Raw genomic sequence first — 18,736 nt, forward strand, 5'->3', positions numbered from 1 at the left:
TCTAGGTGTCCAGCAGGTCGAGCAGCCTGCCGGGAGCCACCTCTGAGACCACGACGACACCCGCATTGGTGAGTGTCGTGACGTGCGTCTCCCACATGGGGTGACGGCGCTTGTCCGCGTTGGCCTGGGGCAGGACGACGACCTTGCAGTTCTCGGCGCCGATGCCCTCGTTCAGGGCGGTCAGCGCCTGGTTGTCGCCGATGCCCAGGGCCAGCTTCGCCACGGAGTTCGCGCTGGCCGGGGCGAAGAGGAACGCGTCCGGCGTCGGGTAGGGCTTGGGCTGGCTCGGCATCCTCGGCTCCCAGCGGATCGGGAGGTCCGTCAGCGCCTGCAGCTCGCCGAGTTCACCGGCCTCCTCGAACCACGGGACGACTGCCGGCGTGAACGTGATGGCCAGCCGCCACCCCCGTCGCACGGCCGGCTCGGCGAGTTCCTTGCGGAACCACGACTCGACACCGCCGCACGCGGAAGCGACCAATCCGAGCAATCCACGCGTAGTCACTGCTGCGATGTTAGGCGGTCTTTTTTGTCGGGCACCGCCGATAACGTCCCCTACCGCGGGTGATCACCCGCACACTGAGGGGAGCAAGATGCGCAAGTGGAACCGGTGGCTCAGCGCCACCGCGATGACGGCCGTCCTGGTGGCGGCCACAGCCCTTCCCGCGTCCGCCGAACCGCCGCAGCGCACCGTGCCGCTGGCGCTGAAGTCCTTCTCGGACATCGCGGTCGACCCGACGCTGGGCCACGTGTTCGTGAGCAGCAAGACCGACAACGCCGTCGCCGTCACGGACCTGTCGGGCAACCCGGTCACCAAGCTGTCGAACCTGCCCGGCGCCACGGGTCTGGCGCTGAGCCCGGACGGCGAGACGGTCTTCGTCGCCCTGTCCCAGTACGGCGCGATCGCCGCGCTGGACACGCTCACGCTGACCGAGCGGGCTCGCTACCCGGTCGGTGAGGTGTGCCCGTCCGATCTCGCGATCACCGGCAACCGCCTGTACTTCAGCTACGGCTGCAACACGTGGGGCGGCGGCATCGGCCGTGTCTCGTTCAACGGCGCGGACGCCCGCACGGGCCTCGTGACCGGGCACTACAGCCCGCAGCAGCTCGCGACGTCGCCCGCCAGGCCCGGTCTGCTGGCGGCGGGCCAGCCGAGCCTGTCGCCCTCGGACCTCGTCGTCCTGCGCGAGCAGGGCGACGGGCTCGCCGTCCAGGCCTCCCGCGAAGCGGGCAGCAACCTGGCCGACGTCGAGTTCTCCCAGGACGGCAGCCAGGTCCACGTGGCGAGTGGGGCGCCGTACCAGATCCAGTCGTACACGAGCGACACCCTCGCGGTGCGCGGCACCTACAACACCGGGCCCTACCCGGTGGCGGTGGCGGTGAGCGCCGACTCGGGTGCTCTCGCCGCGGGGGTCAACAGCGGCACGTCCGTGCGCCTCTACCCGGCGGGCTCGCTCGACGAGTCCCGTTCGTACGAGGCACCGGACCTGTACCAGGCGAGCCTGGCGTGGGGTCCCGGCGGCCGCTGGGTCTACGCGGTGGGCAACCGGTTCGGCCAGCCGGCTCAGCTGCACGTGCTGAAGGCCTGACCTGAGTGGCCGGGCGAGCTGCTGCTCGCCCGGCCCGTGGTCCGGGCAGCGCTTCGTCACCCGATCCGGTGAACCCCGAAGCCGTTGCGCCCCTTTTGCGAGCCGACGGGGCCGAACCTGTCAGACCCCGTCGCTAGCGTCCTTCACGAGCGCTCAAGCAGGGCGTCGCAGCACCACGCAGAACATCGCGTCGGTGCCGTGCAGATGGGGCCACAGCTGAACATGCGGTCCTTCCCCGAGGTCCGGAACTCCGGGGAAGAACTCCCGCGTGTCCAGCACTTCGGCCCCGGTCCGCTGCGCGACGTCCGTCAACACCCCTACGGTCTCGGAGAGATGAGGTGAGCACACGACATAAGCCACCACGCCGCCAGGGCGCACCAGCCGCAGCGCCTCGGTCAGCAGCTCGCGTTGCAGCTTCGTGAGCGTGCCGACATCGGCGGGCTGGCGCCTCCACCGCGCCTCCGGGCGCCTGCGCAGCGCACCGAGACCGGTGCAGGGCGCATCGACCAGCACGCGGTCGAACGCTCCTTCGACGAAGCCGGTCTCGAGGCCGTCGGCCACCTCCACGGTGACCGGCAGGCCTGAGGTGAGCTTGCGCACGAGCTCGGCGCGGTGGGGCGCCTTCTCGACGGCGATCAACTCGCCGCCTTCGATGCCGACCAGCGCGGCGAGCAGGGCGGCCTTGCCGCCGGGGCCCGCGCAGAGATCGAGCCAGCGGTCGTCCGTACCTTCGATCGGCGCGCGCGTCAGTGCGAGTGCGCAGAGCTGGCTGCCCTCGTCCTGGACGTGGGCGAGGCGCTCCCGGACGGGCTCGAGATCGCCCGGGTCGCCCGCCCCGGCCTCCAGGTGCACGCCGTAGGGCGAGTACGGCGCCACGTCACCGCCGGTGATGGCGGCGAGCTCGTCGGCGCTCACCTCGCCCGGGCGGGCCACCAGATGCACGGCCGGCCGTGCGTCATCGGCCTCCAGGGCACGCTTGAGCGGCTCCTCGCGGCTGCCGAGGGCCTCCGCGAACGCCTGCGCGATCCAGCGCGGGTGGGCGTGGGTGAAGGCCAGGTTGCCGATCGGGTCGGTCTCCGGGTCGGGGGCGAGCTCGTCGACCCAGGCCGCCTCGTCCTGCGCCGCGACCCGGCGCAGGACGGCGTTGACGAAGCCCGCGATCCCGGAGCCCCGCTCGGCCCGGACGAGGTCGACGGTCGAGGCGACCGCCGCGTGTGACGGAATGCGGGTGCGCAGCAGCTGATACGCACCGAGCCGCAACGCGTCGAGCGCCGAACCGTCCACTTCGGACAGCGGCCGGTCGGAGCACGACTCGATGACGGCGTCGAGCAGGCCCTGCGCTCGCGACGTGCCGTAGGTGAGTTCGGTGGCGAGCGCCGCGTCACGGCCGGTGATGCGGCGTTCGCGCAGCAGCTGCGGCAGCACGAGGTTGGCGTACGCGTCGCGCTGGCGCACCGCGCGCAGCGTCTCCAGCGCGGCGAGGCGTGCCGGGTCCTCCACGGGTGGCCGGGAGGGGCCGGTGCGCCGCTTCGGCGGGTGGGGACTGCTCGGGCGCGACGGCTTGGAAGCTCCTCGCGAATGGCCGGTCATGCGATGCGCTCCCCTGCTTCGATACGCGTGCCGCGGGCCCAGTCGGTGGCGCCCATGCGTTTCTTGCCCTGTGCCTGTACCTCGCCCAGCGCCACGGCGGTGGTCGCCGTGCCCACGAGCACGCGCTTGCGTTCGACGAGGATCTCGCCGGCCGGCAACGTCACGTCGTCCACCGGCGTCACGGGGCCGAGCTTCAACCGCTCGCCGCGGAACTCGGCCCACGCGCCGGGTTCCGGCGTCACGGCGCGCGCCAGGCGGTCCACCGCCACGGCGGGCGCGGTGAAGTCGAGGCGCGCGTCCTCGACGGTGATCTTCCCGGCGTAGGTGACGCCGTCGGTGGGCTGGTCGACGGCGACCAGCGTGCCGTCCTCGATGCCGTCCACGGTGGACAGCAGGAGGTGGGCACCGGACTCGGACAGCCGGGTCAGCAGGTCGCCGGAGGTGTCGCGGTCGCGCACCTTCTCGGTGACGACGCCGAACACCGGGCCCGCGTCGAGCTCCTTCACGATGCGGAACGTCGAGGCGCCCGTGATGTCGTCGCCGTTGCGCACGGAGGCCTGCACCGGCGCGGCGCCGCGCCACGCGGGCAGCACGGAGAAGTGGAGGTTGACCCAGCCGAACTTCGGCACGTCGAGGGTGCGCTGCGGGAGCAGGTTGCCGTAGGCGACGACCGGGCAGAGGTCGGGTTCCAGCGCGCGCAGGCGGTCCAGGAACTCGGGTTCCCCCGCCTTGGCGGGCGTGAGGACCTCGATGCCGTGCTCGTCGGCGAGCGCGCCCACCGGGGAGCGCTCAAGCCTGCGGCCACGGCCGGAGGGTGCGTCGGGACGGGTGACCACGGCGACGACGTCGTGGCGGGAGGAGGCGATGAGGGCGCGCAGCGAGGGCAGTGCGACCTCGGGCGTACCGGCGAACACGAGTCGCATGGTCAGCTGGACCTGCCGAAGAGTGGGTGCGGGCTCTGTTTCAAGGTGGGCACCGTACCGTCGAACCACTCGGACTGCCGGATCTCCCGCATGGCCTGCTTGCGGGTGTCGGCGTCGAGGCGGTCGAGGAACAACACGCCGTCGAGGTGGTCCGACTCGTGCTGGATGCAGCGGGCCAGCGTCTCGGTGCCTTCGACCTCGACGGGCTCACCGTGCATGTTCCAGCCCTTGGCCACGACGTGCAGGTGGCGCTTGCAGTCCCACGACATGCCGGGGATCGACAGGCAGCCTTCGGAGCCGTCCTGCATCTCCTCGCCCACCACGTCCCACGTCGGGTTGACGAGATGGCCTGCGAAACCGTCGCAGTGGTACGTGAACACCCGCAGTCCGACACCGAGCTGAGGCGCGGCGAGTCCTGCCCCGCCCGCGTCCTGCATCGTGTCCCACAGGTCTTTGACCAGGGTGCGCAGTTCCTTGTCGAAGTCGGTGACCTCGGTGGCCGCGGTGCGCAGCACGGGGTCGCCGAACAGGCGGATGGGTTGGACGGTCACGCAGTGCTCCTCGTGTGGACTGGAGGTCAGTCTACGAGGAGCGCGGTCAGTGCTCGGACGCGCTGCCGAGGAAGATCACGCCCACCAGAGCCACGAGGAAGTGGCCGGTGAACCGCAGCGCCGTCAGCACGGGGCGGAACAGCGCGTGGAAGTCGATGTGGGCTGCCGGGGCGCGGGAAACAGTGGTCGTCGTCATGCCATGAACTGTGCCGTTCACGCAGGTCAACACACATCGGCTCGCGGTATCGAGCCTGCATCAGCCCAGGGTAGGAAGATCACGCGCCGACCTCGGCCGGAAGGTGGATCCGCCGAGGTCATGAGGCTGATGCGACGAGGCTGGGCGGTATCGGCTAGGCATGACTCCATGACCTGGACGGCACCCGAAGTCACCCCGGCCGACGAACCGCTGCTCGGCGCGGAGCGCCCGATGCTCGAAGCGTGGCTGGACCGCCACCGCGCCACCTTCCTGGCCAACTGCGCGGGCCTCTCCGGCGAGCAGCTCGCCGTGGCGTCCACGCCGCCGTCGAACCTGAGCCTGCTGGGCCTGATCCGCCACCTCACGGACGTGGAGCGCGTCTGGTTCCGCCGCCGCCTGGCGGGCGAGGACGTCGAGGCCCGCTACAGCGTGCCGGGCGACTGGGACGGCGCCTTCGAGCACCTGGACCCCGCACGCGCCGAGGCGGAGTACGCCGGCCTGCTCGCGGCCATGGCCGTGTCCCGCACGGCGGTGGCGACCCGGGACCTCGACGACACCTTCGTGCACGAGCGCGTGGGCGAGATCTCGGTGCGCTGGCTCTACATCCACCTGATCGAGGAGTACGCGCAGCACAACGGTCACGCCGACCTCATCCGCGAACGCATCGACGGACGCACCAACGAGTAGCGGCCTCCCTCTGCTGTGGCGGAGGATCACCGCGCGACTCGGCGCCGTGCTCGCCGCAGGCGTGGCGGCGGTGTCCGCTGTCAGCCCACCGGCCGGGGCGGCGACGGGGGAACTGCCTGCTCCCTGCGGCCTCACGCTGAGACCAGGCGGACTCGCCCGCCACCTACCTCCCGAGTTCCAGAACGGGGTCGAGGACTGGCCGCGGCTATGGCGACGTCTGGTTCTCCTTCAACAAGTTCGCGGACCCGCAGACCTAGGTGGGCGTCCACTGCGCCGCGGATCCCGGCCAGGACCTGTTCTGGGGCGAGACCGACGTGGTGTGACCGACCGGCTGGAGCGCGGCGTCGCGCACTCCAGCCGGTCGGTTCACCTCAGCCGACCTTCACCACGCGGGCGGCACCTCCGCCGCGCCGGGTCGGCTCGGCGACGGCACGCCAGCGGCCGTCCCCGGCCCGTTCGACGGCCGTGGCGGCGCCGATCTCGGCGTTCTGGCTGAACCTGTGCCCGATGGCCTGCAGGCCCGCCGTGGCCGAGGCCGCGATGAACGCCGCCTCGGCCGGGGTGGTGGCCGCGTTGCGCTGCGAGGCGCGCGGGGCCGCCACCGCGTCGACGAGGGACATCTTGCGGTCCAGGCGGGCGGTCAGGATCTGGGTGACCGTGGTGATGATGGTGGAGCCGCCCGGCGAGCCGACGGCGAGCAGGGCCTTGCCGTGGTCGAGGACGATCGTCGGGGCCATGGACGAGCGCGGGCGCTTGCCGGGGCCGGGGAGGTTCGGGTGCGGGACGCCGGGGGTCGGGGCGACGAACTCGAAGTCGGTGAGCTCGTTGTTGAGCAGGAAGCCGCGGTTCGGCACGACGATGCCGCTGCCGCCCTCCGCCTCGATCGTCAGGGTGTAGGCGACGACGTTGCCCCAGCGGTCGGCCGTGGTGAGGTGCGTGGTGCGTTCGGCGTCCTCGCGCTGCGCCGAGATGCCGGCGGTGGCCTCGCAGGCCTGGGGGTTGCGCGGGTCGGCGGCGGGCTGCGGGGCGGGCAGCACGGCGTCGGGCTTGATCAGGCACGCGCGGCTGTCCGCGAACTTCTGCGAGAGCAGGCCCTCGGTCGGCACGCGGGAGAAGGCCGGGTCGCCGACCCAGCGCAGGCGGTCGGCGAAAGAGAGCTTCGTCGACTCGATGAAGCGGTGCAGGTACTCGACGTCGGAGACCTTCGAGAGGTCGGCCGACTCGAGGATGTTGAGCGCCTCGCCGACGGTCGTGCCACCGGACGACGGTGCGGCCATGCCGTAGACGTCGAGGCCCCGGTAGCGCGTGTGCGTCGGGTCGCGGCGCTCGACCTGGTAGCGGGTCAGGTCGGAGAGCTGCATGTCGCCGGCGCGGACGTTGCGGGTCGAGCCGGGCACGACCGGCGGCTTCCGCACGGCCTGCACCAGGTCGCGGCCGACCGCACCCCCGTAGAGCGACGCGAGTTCGGTGCGGGCGAGCTCGCGGTAGGTGTCGGCGAGCTGCGGGTTGCGGAACGTGCTGCCGACCGCGGGAGCCTGCCCGCCGGGCAGGTAGAGGTCGCGAGTCGAGGTGAAGTCGGCGAAGCGGGCGGCGTTGTTCGTGATCTGCGAGTTGAACGTCTGGTCGACCACGAAGCCACGCCGTGCCAGCGCTTCCGCGGGCGCCATGGCCTCACGCAGGTCGAGCGTGCCCCACTTGCGCAGCGCCTGCTGCCACGTCTTGGGCGTGCCGGGGACGCCGACGGACTTGCCGCTGGTCATCGCCTCGGCGAACGGCAGGGGCTTGCCGTCCTCCACGAAGAGCTGGTCGGTGGCGGACCGCGGCGCGGTCTCCCGGCCGTCCAAAGTGGACACGCGGCGGGTGCGGGCGTCGTAGTGGACGAAGAACCCGCCGCCACCGATGCCCGCGCTGAACGGGTCGGTCACGCCGAGCGCGGCGGCGGTGGCGACGGCGGCGTCGACGGCGTTGCCACCGCGGCGGAGCACGTCGATGCCGATCTGGGACGCGTCGGGGTCGACGCTCGAGACCGCGCCTCCCCAGCCCACCTGCTCGGGCACGCGTGGCGATGATTCCGCCGCGCCTGCCGGAGCAGGGGCGACCAGTACGACGGAGAGCGTCAGTGCGGCAACCGTTCGCAACATGCGGAAACTTCTACTCCGTTACGACCGGATGGCAACACTCCTTGAGGAAGGCCTAAGGTGCGGGCGTGTCGATCGATCTTGACCAGTTGCGAACCAGTTTCACGAACACCCCGCTCGACGAGGCGGACCGCGAGGAAGCGCTGCACCTCCTGCTGCGCGAACGCCGCGACGGCGACGCCGATCTGCTGCGCCACCTGCTAGCCCAGGAGACCGCCTCCCACCAGGAGGGCTGGGGCGTGAGCGAGGCGTTGGGGCTCGCCGCCCTGCTGCTCGCCGAGTGCGGCCGCGAGGAGGACGTCTGGGCCCTGTGGGAGGCCAAGAACGCCTCCTTCGACACCATGGCGGGCCTCGACGGCTTCCTGCTGTTCCCGGCCGGCATCGCGGGCACGACGGCGCACGTCATCGCGGGCGAGGACCACCCCGAACGCGGCGACCTCATGACGTACCTGAGCGAGTACCTCGAGTACGAGAAGCTCACCGACGAGGACATCCGTGAGCACATGGCGGGTCTGCGCTCCCACTACGAGGGCTGACGCGCGGCAACCCCGGCGGGTAGTCCTCGATGACGGCGAACGGCTCCTCGTACTCCCAGTCGCTCCACTGCGCCGCGGTGATGACGTCGTTCTCCACGAAGATGTCGAGGTAGTCCTGGCCGTCATCCGGACCGCCGCAGTGCGTGCAGCTGTTCGCGGCGATGCCGCTCGCAACGACGAGGCGGTGGCCCTCCTCGCCGTAGGTCACTCCGTCCCAGGTGAGCTTGTCCCCCAGGGCGTACCAGGTGACGCAGTCGAGGTTCCCCCACTTGTGCTGGAACTCGAAACAGGACAGCCGGCCGCACGCTCGGCACTCGAAGTCGTGCAGTTCCAGCCAGGCGTAGGACCCCATGCACGAAGGCTGGGGACGGCCCGGCGCCGGCTCCACCGGTTTCAGCGCTACAGGACCTCCAGCGGGTCGAGCTTGATGCGCACCAGGTCCTGCTCCTTGCGGGCCGTCCGCACGGCCTGCGCCTCGGCCAGCACGGCCGCGAGCTGGCGGCCTTCCGCCCGGGAGACCCGGACCAGCGCGCGTTCCTTCGTCTCGTCGTCGCCCAGCGGCACCGGGCCGAGGATCTCGCCGGTGGGCGGCAGGCGGAGTTCGTCGAGCATGGCGTTCACCGCGTCCGGAGTGCCGTCGACCGTCGCCATGCGGACCGCCGGCGGAAAGCCGAGCTCGGTGCGGGCGGCCAGTTCGGTGGCGGCGTGCCACACCGGGTCCCAGCGGACCAGGGCCTGCACCGGGGTCAGGGACGAGTCGGCGATCACGACCACCCGGCCGTTGCCCGGCCGCACCAGGCCCGCCGCCGTCATCCACCGCCGCAGCGCCTCTTCGGAGGCCCTCAGGTCGGCCCTGCCCAGCAACGCCCACCCGTCGAGCAGCAGCACCGCGCCGTAGCCGCCCTCGGCCACGGGTTCGGCGCCCGGTGTCGCGACCACCAGCGCCGGTTTGCCCGGCACCTCGGTCAGCACCGCGTCCGCGCCGCTCGTCCGCACCGGGTGACCGGGGAACGCCCGCCCGAGCTCCTCCGCCGTGCGCTTGGCACCGATGACCTGGCCGCGCAGCTTGCGCGATCCGCACGTGGGACAGCGGAACCCGGCCTCCGTCGCCGCGCACCACCGGCAGTACGCGGGCTTCGGCAGCCCGTCCTCGGTGCCGCCGGGCAAGGCCAGCGGACCGGCGCACCGGCGGCACCGCGCGGGACCGCGGCACTGGCCGCAGGCGAGCGACGGCACGTAGCCCCGGCGTGGCACCTGGATCAGCACAGGTGAGTCGGCGAGGGCGAACCGGGCCGCGTCGAACGCGATGGACGGCAGCCGGGCGGTGCGAGCGGCCGGGTCCTTGACGTCCTGCCACTCGTTGTCGCCCACCGAGACCACCCGCGGCGCGACGGACCTCAGCGTCTCGCGCGACGCCACGATCTCGTGCGCCCAGCCCGTCTCGATCAGCAGCTGCGCCTCGGCCGTGCGGGCGAACCCGCCGATGAGCAGCGCGGCACCGGTCATGTGCGCGCGCTGCACCAGCACGTCACGCACGTTCGGATACGGCGACCTCTGTTCGACGTGCAGGTCGTCGCCGTCGTCCCAGACCACGAGCAGCCCGGGGTCCCGCACCGGCGCGAACGCCGTCGCACGCGTACCGACCACCACTCGCGCGACACCACGGCGCACGGACAGCCAACGCTTGTAGCGCTCCGACGGCCCGAGATCGGCCGACAGCGTCACCACGCCCTCGATCAACGCGTCACACGCCTTGGCGACACGAGCCAGATCGCGGTGGTCGGGCACCACGATGATCACCCCGCGCCCGGACGACGCGACCGCGGCGGCCGCCTCCGCGAGCCGGGCGGGCCAGTCCTCGGCGGGCAGCGCCTGCCAGACGGCGTGGGCGGGACGGCCCTCGTGCAGGGCCTCCAGGTACTTGGGGCCGCGGGGATAGCGCGACCAGGCGTCGGCCGGAACGGGCGGCAGCTGCGACCGCGCGGGCTCACCGTCGGCGGCGGACACGGGCATCCAGGCGGGAAGCTGAGGCAACGGCGGCGGCTCCCCCTGCGCCGCGGCCTCCGCGCGGGCGTGGCGGGGCGGGACGGCCAGCCGCAGCACGTCGATCATGCCGCCCGCGTACCTGTCCGCGATCGTGCGCGCCAGCGCGGCGATCTCGGGCGCGAGCACCGGTTCGGGCGACACGACCTTCTCGATGAAGGCGAGCTTCTTGCCGTACTCCGACGTCTCGACGCGCTCCAGCAGGTAGCCGTCGACCAGCTGGCCCGCGAACCTCACCCTGACCCGGCAGCCGGGCACCGCGGCAACGTCCAGTTCGGACGGAACCGAGTAGTCGAACGGCCGGTCCAGGTGGGCCAGCGGCACGTCCACCACGATCCGGGCGACCGGCAGCGACTCCGCGGGGACCCGCTCCCCTTTTCTCGCTCCGGTCTTCGCGTTCATGCCTCCTGGTGTATCAGACACCCCCGACAGTCACGCGTTGCGCCTCACCAATCCGGTGAAGCCCGCCACGAACAGGGTGGCGAAAGCCCACGCCAGGACCTGCAGCAGCCACGTCGACGCCAGCACCGCCTGGCCCGCGGCCGTACCCCCGTCGACCGTGCAGCGGGCGGCGTCGACCTTGACCAGCGGCGTCGCCACGTTCAGGGCGTAGCCGACCTGCTCGACAGTCGAGCACCGCACGGCACCGGAGATCAGCACCACACCCACCGACACGGCGAGCACCCCGGCGAGCCACACGAGCGCGAGGCCGGGCCGGTAGCCGTGCCCGACGGTCACACCGCGGACCAGGTGCCAGACGCGTCCCCAGCGCGAGAGCTGACCGCGCCGGCGCAGATCACGTTGCTGGGCAACGCGGATCCGCCGCACGTCGCGTTCGTGTCCGGCGGCCTGGTGCGCCGAGGCCAGCTGGGCCCACGGCTGTGCCGAGTAGCGCAGAGTGCGCTCCGACAACAACGACAGCCATTCGTCCACTGTGGCGTCGCGCGGCAGCCCCTCGTAGGTGAGCCCTTCGAGCTGCACCTGGCCGTCGATCCCGCCGAACGGCATCAGCAGGTCCTTGCCGACGCGCACGTGACGCAGGTCGAGCGCGACGCCGGACGAGCTGAAGCGCCCTTCGCGCAGGACGACCTGCCCGTCCACGCGGGTCCCACGCAGGCGCACTGCAGCGTGTCTGCCGCCGCCCGAGACCTCACACCCCGAGTTCAGGAAGATGCCGTCGCCCACCTGCAGGTCCACCAGGGTCAGCCCCGACTCGAACCGCCCGCCGCCGAACATCAGCACGCCGGCGACCCGCGATCCGCTCAGCGTCACGGAACCCGGCGCGTGGAACCCCTCGTCCAGGTAGACGCTGCCGCCGATGCGCATGTGCAGCGCGTCGACCGACTCCCCGGCGCCCAGCCGGGCACCGCTGAGCCGGAGGTGGTGGTCGACGGTCAGGCCGCGGGCCTCGACCGCCGGCGCGACCAGGCCTCGCAGGTCCAGCAGCGAGAACTGCGCCCGGTTGAGCAGCACCGGCTGCTCCGTCGTGCAGTCCCGCAGCACCAAGGGCTTCTTGGCGACGACGTCGGACAGGTCGAGCCGGCCGGTGATCGTCGCGCCGACGATCTTCAGGCCTCCGGGGTCCAGCGCCTCGTGCTCGATCATCCGCTTCCGGATCTCATCCCCCGTGATCTCCACGGGGCCACGTTAGCCGGAGATCGACTCCTGACCGTTCTCAATGTGACCGCACAAACGGCGGCGGAACCTCGGCTCCTCCTCCACCGTCACCGTCAGGTCGTACCAGCCGGAGTTCATGGCGGTCAGCCAAGGGATGACGTGCCGATGCCCCGGCCTCACGACGTAACGACGCCGCCCCAGCACGAACGTCAACCGCGACGACCCGCTGTTCTCGAACGTCAACGTCAGCACACGACTGTATCCGCGCACCGACGACGAGACGCGCGCACGGTCAGAGGAAGACCCGGCGAATTCACGGCGGAAACCGTTGGGTCCCAGCAACACGAGGTCGTGGTCACCCGCGACCTCCACCGACGACGACGACGACGAGACGTCGAAGTGCTGTGGCAGCGCGAACTGCCCGGAGTAGGGGTACAGAGCGAAGTGCACGGACGACGCCCCGGAGTTCGACATCTCCAGCGTGGACCCGCGCAACGACGCGTCGGGCTGATAAGGCAGAGCGCGCGCACGCCGCCGTCCGGGCTCCTGCTCCGGCATCTTCTGCTCGGAAGGAGGTGCGGGACGCCACCGCGGCGTCGCGGGCGGTACCGGGGCGGGCTCGCCGACCTCGGGCCACGTCCGGCGCCGGTCGAAGTCGAACGCCGAGGTCAGGTCACCGGCGACGGTCCGGCGCCACGCGGAGATCTCCTCCGACCGCACCCCGGTCCACCTCTCCAGGAACCGCGTCATCGATGTGTGGTCGAACACCTGCGAGTTCACATAACCGCCCACGGACCACGGCGAGACGACGGTCATCGGCACGCGCGCACCCAGTCCCAACGGCCGGTCACCCACGTACTCGTCGGTGACGGACAACGGCGGGCGCGGCGGCGGGACGTGGTCGTAGAAGCCGTCGTTCTCGTCGTAGGTGATGAACAGGACCGTGGACTCCCACACCTCCTGGTTGGACGCCAGCGCGTCCAGCACCTGGTAGGTGATCGAGGCGGAGGCCGCGGGCGAGGACGCGCCGGGGTGCTCGGAGTCCACAGAGGACGGGACCAGGTACGACACGGCGGGCAGCCGGCCCGCGGCGACGTCCGCGCGGAACGCCTCCCCCAGTCCTCCAGGCTTCACGCGGTGCAATCCGCGCGAGTACAGGGACTTCTCAGCGGCGGTCAGACCGGAGAGGTCGAGCGAACCGATCAGCGCGGGGTCGCCGGTCCCGTACAGCTTGTCCAGCGACTTGAACCCGGCGGGCAGCACCTTGCGCGCGATCTCCTTGAACCGCGCGTAGAACTCCAGGTTGTTGTCCTGGAAGTTGTCCCACTCCTGATACACCCGCCACGACTTGCCGGCGGCTTCCAGGCGTTCCGGGTACGTCTTCCACGTGTACCCCGTGTGCGTGTCCTCGCTGTAAGCGGCGTTGCCCGTCGCACGGCCACCGGAGGGCTCGAAACCGGTGTACCCGGACACCCAGTAGTTGCGGTTCGGCGAGGTCGAGGACGGCACCGAGCAGTGGTAGGCGTCGCACAGCGTGAAGGTGTCCGCGAGCTCGTAGTGGAACGGGATGTCCTGGCGCGTGTAGAACGCCATCGTCGCCCCGGTCTTCGCGGGCACCCAGTTGTCGTTCCAGCCGCCGCGCAACGCCGAGTGCCCGCCGTTCCAGCTGTGGTCCAGGTCACCGATGTACTGGACGTCCCGCCCGGACGCCGCCTCCCGCACCGGGAACGGCAGCACACCCGACTGGTTGAACACACCCCTCAGCGCGTTGCGGTCGGAGAACCCCCGCACGCCACGGAGCGTTCCGTAGTAGTGGTCGAACGAACGGTTCTCCTGCATCAACAGCACGACGTGCTTGATCGCGCGCAACCCTCCCGCACGGGGCTCACGAGCCAATGCGGCGTACACCGACGGTGGCAGCAGCGTGCCCGCACCAGCAGCAGCGACGGCAGCCATGAACCCACGACGAGAGAGCGACATGAACCGAGTTTGTAGTCCGGGTACATGGCGCGGAACCAACCCTCGTATGAACAAAGGCCCTGGATGACCAGGGCCTTGTTCACAGATCACATCACGCGGCGGCCATGGCGGCCGCGACGCTCGCCTGGGCGTCGAGCAAGCCCTTGCCGCACTGGGTGGCCGCCGGCAGCACCTTTGCCTTCAAGTGCAGCAACACCTGTGCGGGTGTCAGCGACAACTTGCCCTGCTGCACGCGGGCATGCTGCATCAACGCCACGACACCGGCCACGTGCGGTGTGGCCATGCTGGTGCCCTGGTAGCGCGCGTAGAACGATGCGGCCGGTACGGTCGGGCCGTTGTTCAGCGTCGAGAGCACACCGTTCGCCGCCGACGGCGAGGTCTCACCGCCGGGCGCGCACACCTCGATCGTGACCCCGAAGTTCGCGTACGAGGCCCTGTTCGCCTGACGGTCCGTGGCGCCCGTGGTGATCACACCGGCGCAGTTCGCCGGAGTGGCTCCCGCGGCGTTGACGGCACTGTTGCCCGCGGCGACCACCACGGTCGCGCGGTGCACGTTGCGGGCGGTGTTGATCGCGCTCTGCAGCGTCGCGGGGCAGACCGCCGAGGGACCGCCCAGGGACAGGTTCAGCACCTTGGCCGGGTTCGGGTTCGCCGGAACACCCGGCACAGCGCCACCTGCCGCCCACACGATGCCCGCGGCGATGTCCGCCAAGGTGCCACCGCACGTGCCGAGGACGCGCACGGGCACGACCCTGGCCGACGGGGCGACGCCCGTGACACCGGTCAGGTTGTTGCGCAACGCCGCCACAGTGCCGGCGACGTGCAGCCCGTGCCAGCTCGACGCCCGCGCCGCCGTGCCGGGACCGCACTGGTTCGCCAGCCGCCAGTCGCCCTGGTCCGCCGGGTTGGCGTCCCGGCCGCCGCCGTCCTTGGCGTAGCCCGCGTTGCTGATGAAGTCGTAGCCGCCGATGTAGTTGGCGGACATGTCCGGGTGCGCGGTGCGGCCGGTGTCGATCACCGCGACCCGCTGGCCGGAGCCGGACGGCCCGAGGTCCCACGCCTGTGAGAGCCGGATGCCGCCGACGGCCTCCCAGTAGTGCCACTGCTGCGGCCACAGCGGGTCGTTCGGCACGGCTGTCGCCTCGAGCACGATGTTCGGCTCGGCGTACTCGACGTCGCCGCGCGCCATCAGCACGCGGATCGACTCGGTCGCGTCGCGGGAGGCGAGCACCTCGGCACCGTCCGTGGCGTCGGCGACGGCCCGTGTCCGCGACTGGGTCAGCGCGTCCCCTCGCGACGCACCGTCCCGGAACTTGACGATGATCTCCTGCTCTTCCGGTTCCTCCTGGGCAGCCGCGGACAGCGAGGTCAACGCGGGCGTCACCGTCAGCGCCATCACGACGCCCAACAGGGTTGCCATGCCGGTTCTCATGGTGTTCCTCCCCTTCACGAACGAACTGACGGCGAGAAGGGGAAACCCACGCGGTTGTGGCACGGATGCGGCCGCCACAACAGATTCACAACAGGCCGCGCGTACCCACGTGCACAACGTCTCCGAGGGGAACACCATGCTCACGCTCGTCGTCGCGGCCGTTCTGGCCGCATCGGGAACCGCCGCCGCATCGGACCCCGCGACCGTCGCGCGGGTCGAGGCCGGCAGGCTCGTCATCACCGGAGCGCCTGCGCGCGCCAGCAAGATCCACGTCTCCGGCACCACCATCAGCGATGCCGGCACGATGCGGCCGGGCACAGGGTGCACGCGCCTGTCGGCCTCACGCGTGCACTGCGCACCGGTCCAGAAGATCGTCATCCACCTGGGCGACCGCGACGACACCGTGCTCTACGACAGCGCCGTGCCGACCGAGCAGCACGGCGGTGCCGGTGACGACTCCCTGCGCGGCGGCTCCGGGGCGGACGTCCTGCAGGGCGGCGAGGGCGACGACGCGCTGAGCGGCGGCTTGGGCCCCGACCAACTCTTCGGCGGCGACGGCGACGACGTGCTGAACGAGCCGCAGGCCGACGCGGGCGGCAACCTCCTGCAGGGCGGCTACGGCAACGACAAGATCGACGGCACGAAGCAGAACATGCGCGACCGGGCGGACTTCAGCGACCACGCCGAGGGCATGACGATCGACCTCGCGGCGGGCACGGCGAGCAGGCCGGGCGAGATCGACGAGGTCGACAACGTGCAGGACGTCCACGGCACCCAGGGCGACGACGTGCTGAGCGGCAACGCCTGGCCCAACACGATGTTCGGCCTCGGCGGCACCGACACGTGCACACCGGGCCTCCACGACCTGTGCGTCCAGTGATTCGACCGCCCGATGTATCAGGAGCGGGCGTGAGAACTCCGCTCATGCGTGGACCAACTGGACGTCCGCCTGCTCGGACCTCTCGAAGTGACCGGGCCGGGCGGCGTGCTGCGCCTCGCCGGCACGCGCCAGCGCTCCCTCCTGGCGCTGCTGGCGTTGCGCGCACCCTCGGTGCTCCCCGCAGCGCGTCTCATCGACGCGCTGTGGGGCACCGAGCCCCCACCGACGGCGTTGCGGACGCTGCACAGCCACATCGCGCGCGTCCGTTCGGCCCTCGCCGCGATCGGACTCCCGGAGGTCCTGGTCACCACCAGCGCGGGCTATGCGCTGCGGATCGATCCATCGCACGTCGACGTCACACGGTTCGAGCGCGCTCCCTCACCTCGTGCGGCACTCTCGTTGTGGCGCGGCGATCCCCTGACCGACTGCGCCGTCTCCGAATGGGCGTCCGCTGAGATCACCCGGCTGCACGAAGCGCGCCTCGCGGCGGAGGAAGCGTTGGCGCGTCAGGAGATCGGCCGAGGTGCCTGCGGAACCGCCGCCGCGCAACTCGAACGGCTCGTCGTGAGTCATCCGCTGCGAGAACACTTCTGGGAGTTGCTCGCCGACGCACAACTACGTGACGGCCGACGAGCTGATGCGTTGAGCACGGTCCGACGAGCCCGCACCGTGCTTGTCGAGGAGCTGGGCGTCGACCCCGGACCGGGTCTGCGCGCGGTCGAGGCGGAAGCGCTGGCCTGTCCGCCACCGGACGCCGGCACGGGGCTCGTCGGACGGCAGCGCGAGACCCAGGACGTCGTGCGGCTGCTGGAGACGTCCCGGCTCGTGACCCTCACCGGACCGGCGGGCTGCGGCAAGTCGCGGCTCGCCCAGCACGTCACGCCGTCGTCCAGGGTGGTCGACCTGACTTCCGCGTCGTGCGTCGAGGACGCGGTCGCGGCGGCGTTCGCGATCACCACACGCGAGCTGAGCACGCTCGGCGACACGTTGGTGCTGCTGGACAACTGCGAACACCTGCGGGCTGAGTGTGCGGCGTTCACCGAGGCTCATCCTCGGCTCCGTGTACTCGCCACCAGCCGTGAACCCCTTGCTGTGCAGGGTGAAACGGTCTACCCGTTGCCACCTCTGGCCGTCCCCGACCCGGACGTGTCGCGCTCGCTGGCCGAACTGGCCGCGTACGACGCCGTGCGGCTGTTCCTGGACCGTGCGGCGCACACGTACACCGACGCCGATGCATCCGCGATCGCCCAGCTCTGCGCGGCGCTCGACGGCCTGCCGCTCGCGCTGGAACTGGCCGCCGCCCGCACGTCCGTGCTCACCCCCGCCCAGGTCGTGCGACGGCAGCGCGACCGGTTCGGGCTGCTGGAGCCGTTGCGGGCGGCGATCGCGTGGAGCCACGACCTGCTGACGCCGCCGGAACGCGCGCTGTTCGCCGATCTCGCGGTGTGCGCGGGCGGGTTCCCGGCAGATCTGGTCGAGGCGCTGGGAAGTTCGCTCGACGCGCTGACCGGCCTGGTCGCCAAATCGCTCGTGCGGGTCTCCCGGGTCGCCGGCGAGACCCGGTTCTCCATGCTGGAAACCGTGCAAGCGTTCGCGACGGAACAACAGTCGTCCGCGCACGCTCGGGCCGCCGACTTCTTCTTATGTCTGGCCGAACGCGCCGAAGCCGACCCCACGGGCACATTGCTCAACGAGCTGCGTGTGGAGCACGCGAACCTGCAACGCACCATGGAGTGGTTCAGGTCGGCCGGCGACGCGGACAAGGTCCTCCGCCTAGTGGTGGCGTTGACCCGCTACTGGCACCGCACCGGCAACTACGGCGAGGGCCGCCGATGGCTGGCGGTGGCACTGCGTGGCTCAGGACCTTTGCGCGGCAAGGCTTTGGCGTCCGCAGCCGCGCTGGCGCTGCTGGAGTGCGATTACGCCGAAGCGGTGCGCTATGCTCGTGATGGATTGGAGACCGATCCATCTCTGGCCGGAAGGCTGCACCGGCTGCTCGGCTCGGTCGCGCGAGAACGCGGTCACTACGAAGCTGCGCTGCACCACTACCAAGAGGCCGCGCGCGCCTCGAATCCAATGAACGCCGCCTACGCCCGGCAACTCGCGGGCGCCACGTCCTGGCTGGCCGGTGATCTCGCCGTGGCCGAGGCTGATCTTCAGGCATCACTGAAGTCACTGCGCGAACTGGGTGACCGACGTGGTGCCACCTCGTCGCTCGCCTACCTCGGTGCCGTCGCCTGGTACCGGGGCGATGTCACGCGGGCGCGCGGGATGCTGGACGAAGCGCTGGACACGTTCGGGGAACTGGAGTTCAAGGAGGGCATCGCCTGGGCGCTCAACCTGCTCGGTGTGGTCGAACACGGCACCGGCAACCCGCGGGCCGCGCGGCCGTTGCTGGAGCGCAGTCTCACGCTGCACCGCGAACTCGGCGACCGCTGGCGTGAGGCGAGCGTCCTGGAGGCGCTCGCCCGCTCGACCGGCCGGCGCGAACTGCTGAGGGAGGCGGCGGCGATCCGCAGCAGGATCGGGGCGCCGGTGCCGATCGTCGAACGGGACCTGGCGCGCTCCGGTTAGCGT

At 71.3% G+C, this 18,736-nt stretch carries 16 protein-coding genes; 5 read left to right on the forward strand and 11 right to left on the reverse strand.

All coding sequences use genetic code 11. The annotated features are described in order from the left end of the window. Position 1: 1 nt before the first annotated feature. Complete coding sequence (locus DFR72_RS31050) at positions 2–502, reverse strand: flavoprotein (RefSeq protein WP_090069093.1); 501 nt, start codon at positions 500–502, stop codon at positions 2–4. Positions 503–590: 88 nt separating this feature from the next. On the opposite strand from DFR72_RS31050, the gene DFR72_RS31055 reads away from it, so the two are divergent. Next, positions 591–1,586: a YncE family protein gene (locus DFR72_RS31055; RefSeq protein WP_090069091.1), complete on the forward strand. Its 996-nt coding sequence runs from the start codon at positions 591–593 to the stop codon at positions 1,584–1,586. A 153-nt stretch (positions 1,587–1,739) separates the two neighbouring features. On the opposite strand, the gene DFR72_RS31060 is transcribed toward DFR72_RS31055, so the two are convergent. The 4 genes from DFR72_RS31060 to DFR72_RS45810 are packed head-to-tail and all read right to left on the reverse strand — an operon-like array spanning position 1,740 to position 4,846. Beyond that, positions 1,740–3,176 carry an RsmB/NOP family class I SAM-dependent RNA methyltransferase gene (locus tag DFR72_RS31060; protein WP_090069090.1) on the reverse strand — a complete coding sequence of 479 codons (1,437 nt, stop codon included), beginning with the start codon at positions 3,174–3,176 and terminating at the stop codon, positions 1,740–1,742. Beyond that, entirely contained in the window at positions 3,173–4,099 is a 927-nt protein-coding gene (gene fmt / locus DFR72_RS31065; RefSeq protein WP_090069088.1) for a methionyl-tRNA formyltransferase, read from the reverse strand. The genes DFR72_RS31060 and fmt overlap by 4 nt, the downstream gene beginning before the upstream one ends. A 2-nt stretch (positions 4,100–4,101) precedes the next feature. Then, entirely contained in the window at positions 4,102–4,650 is a 549-nt protein-coding gene (gene def / locus DFR72_RS31070) for a peptide deformylase (protein ID WP_090069087.1), read from the reverse strand. Positions 4,651–4,696: 46 nt separating this feature from the next. After that, entirely contained in the window at positions 4,697–4,846 is a 150-nt protein-coding gene (locus DFR72_RS45810) for a hypothetical protein (RefSeq protein WP_170176488.1), read from the reverse strand. Positions 4,847–5,014: 168 nt separating this feature from the next. On the opposite strand from DFR72_RS45810, the gene DFR72_RS31075 reads away from it, so the two are divergent. After that, positions 5,015–5,533 (forward strand): DinB family protein, encoded by a 519-nt coding sequence (locus DFR72_RS31075; RefSeq protein ID WP_090069085.1) that lies wholly within the window; start codon positions 5,015–5,017, stop codon positions 5,531–5,533. Positions 5,534–5,904: 371 nt separating this feature from the next. Here the strand turns inward: DFR72_RS31075 and ggt are convergent, their stop codons facing one another. Continuing rightward, positions 5,905–7,674, reverse strand: coding sequence for a gamma-glutamyltransferase (ggt, locus tag DFR72_RS31080; protein ID WP_090069084.1), 1,770 nt, complete (start codon positions 7,672–7,674; stop codon positions 5,905–5,907). Positions 7,675–7,739: 65 nt separating this feature from the next. On the opposite strand from ggt, the gene DFR72_RS31085 reads away from it, so the two are divergent. Continuing rightward, positions 7,740–8,207 carry a hypothetical protein gene (locus tag DFR72_RS31085; RefSeq protein WP_090069082.1) on the forward strand — a complete coding sequence of 156 codons (468 nt, stop codon included), beginning with the start codon at positions 7,740–7,742 and terminating at the stop codon, positions 8,205–8,207. On the opposite strand, the gene DFR72_RS31090 is transcribed toward DFR72_RS31085, so the two are convergent. The 5 genes from DFR72_RS31090 to DFR72_RS31110 all read right to left on the reverse strand — a co-directional run bounded on the left by DFR72_RS31090 (position 8,149) and on the right by DFR72_RS31110 (position 15,267). Continuing rightward, positions 8,149–8,559 carry a hypothetical protein gene (locus tag DFR72_RS31090; RefSeq protein ID WP_114773820.1) on the reverse strand — a complete coding sequence of 137 codons (411 nt, stop codon included), beginning with the start codon at positions 8,557–8,559 and terminating at the stop codon, positions 8,149–8,151. The two genes, DFR72_RS31085 and DFR72_RS31090, sit on opposite strands and share 59 nt — an antisense overlap. A gap of 47 nt (positions 8,560–8,606) precedes the next feature. Then, entirely contained in the window at positions 8,607–10,652 is a 2,046-nt protein-coding gene (locus DFR72_RS31095) for a primosomal protein N' (RefSeq protein WP_090069081.1), read from the reverse strand. 30 nt (positions 10,653–10,682) lie between these two features. Then, the gene (locus DFR72_RS31100) at positions 10,683–11,888 is read right to left on the reverse strand and encodes a hypothetical protein (protein WP_090069079.1); all 1,206 of its coding nucleotides are present in this window, start codon (positions 11,886–11,888) and stop codon (positions 10,683–10,685) included. A gap of 9 nt (positions 11,889–11,897) precedes the next feature. After that, positions 11,898–13,847 carry a phosphocholine-specific phospholipase C gene (locus DFR72_RS31105; protein WP_090069078.1) on the reverse strand — a complete coding sequence of 650 codons (1,950 nt, stop codon included), beginning with the start codon at positions 13,845–13,847 and terminating at the stop codon, positions 11,898–11,900. A gap of 91 nt (positions 13,848–13,938) precedes the next feature. Next, positions 13,939–15,267: a S8 family serine peptidase gene (locus DFR72_RS31110; RefSeq protein ID WP_170176489.1), complete on the reverse strand. Its 1,329-nt coding sequence runs from the start codon at positions 15,265–15,267 to the stop codon at positions 13,939–13,941. Between the two features lie 148 nt (positions 15,268–15,415). Between DFR72_RS31110 and DFR72_RS45815 the strand changes: the two genes are divergently transcribed. Together DFR72_RS45815 and DFR72_RS31125 are read left to right on the forward strand one after the other, a co-directional pair. Further along, positions 15,416–16,159, forward strand: coding sequence for a calcium-binding protein (locus tag DFR72_RS45815; protein WP_170176490.1), 744 nt, complete (start codon positions 15,416–15,418; stop codon positions 16,157–16,159). A gap of 48 nt (positions 16,160–16,207) precedes the next feature. Beyond that, the gene (locus DFR72_RS31125; RefSeq protein ID WP_090069075.1) at positions 16,208–18,733 is read left to right on the forward strand and encodes an AfsR/SARP family transcriptional regulator; all 2,526 of its coding nucleotides are present in this window, start codon (positions 16,208–16,210) and stop codon (positions 18,731–18,733) included. Positions 18,734–18,736: the final 3 nt, after the last annotated feature.

The sequence above is a fragment of the Lentzea flaviverrucosa genome (assembly GCF_003350445.1).
In the GTDB taxonomy this organism is placed as follows: Bacteria; Actinomycetota; Actinomycetes; order Mycobacteriales; family Pseudonocardiaceae; genus Lentzea; species Lentzea californiensis.

What these genes read in the sequence shown, in the direction of transcription:
- DFR72_RS31055 (WP_090069091.1), top strand. Translation starts at nt 591, where the DNA reads ATGCGCAAGTGGAACCGGTGGCTCAGCGCCACCGCGATGACGGCCGTC.
- DFR72_RS31060 (WP_090069090.1), bottom strand. Translation starts at nt 3,176, where the DNA reads ATGACCGGCCATTCGCGAGGAGCTTCCAAGCCGTCGCGCCCGAGCAGT.
- fmt (WP_090069088.1), bottom strand. Translation starts at nt 4,099, where the DNA reads ATGCGACTCGTGTTCGCCGGTACGCCCGAGGTCGCACTGCCCTCGCTG.
- DFR72_RS45810 (WP_170176488.1), bottom strand. Translation starts at nt 4,846, where the DNA reads ATGACGACGACCACTGTTTCCCGCGCCCCGGCAGCCCACATCGACTTC.
- DFR72_RS31075 (WP_090069085.1), top strand. Translation starts at nt 5,015, where the DNA reads ATGACCTGGACGGCACCCGAAGTCACCCCGGCCGACGAACCGCTGCTC.
- ggt (WP_090069084.1), bottom strand. Translation starts at nt 7,674, where the DNA reads ATGTTGCGAACGGTTGCCGCACTGACGCTCTCCGTCGTACTGGTCGCC.
- DFR72_RS31090 (WP_114773820.1), bottom strand. Translation starts at nt 8,559, where the DNA reads ATGGGGTCCTACGCCTGGCTGGAACTGCACGACTTCGAGTGCCGAGCG.
- DFR72_RS31095 (WP_090069081.1), bottom strand. Translation starts at nt 10,652, where the DNA reads ATGAACGCGAAGACCGGAGCGAGAAAAGGGGAGCGGGTCCCCGCGGAG.
- DFR72_RS31105 (WP_090069078.1), bottom strand. Translation starts at nt 13,847, where the DNA reads ATGTCGCTCTCTCGTCGTGGGTTCATGGCTGCCGTCGCTGCTGCTGGT.
- DFR72_RS31110 (WP_170176489.1), bottom strand. Translation starts at nt 15,267, where the DNA reads ATGGCAACCCTGTTGGGCGTCGTGATGGCGCTGACGGTGACGCCCGCG.
- DFR72_RS45815 (WP_170176490.1), top strand. Translation starts at nt 15,416, where the DNA reads ATGCTCACGCTCGTCGTCGCGGCCGTTCTGGCCGCATCGGGAACCGCC.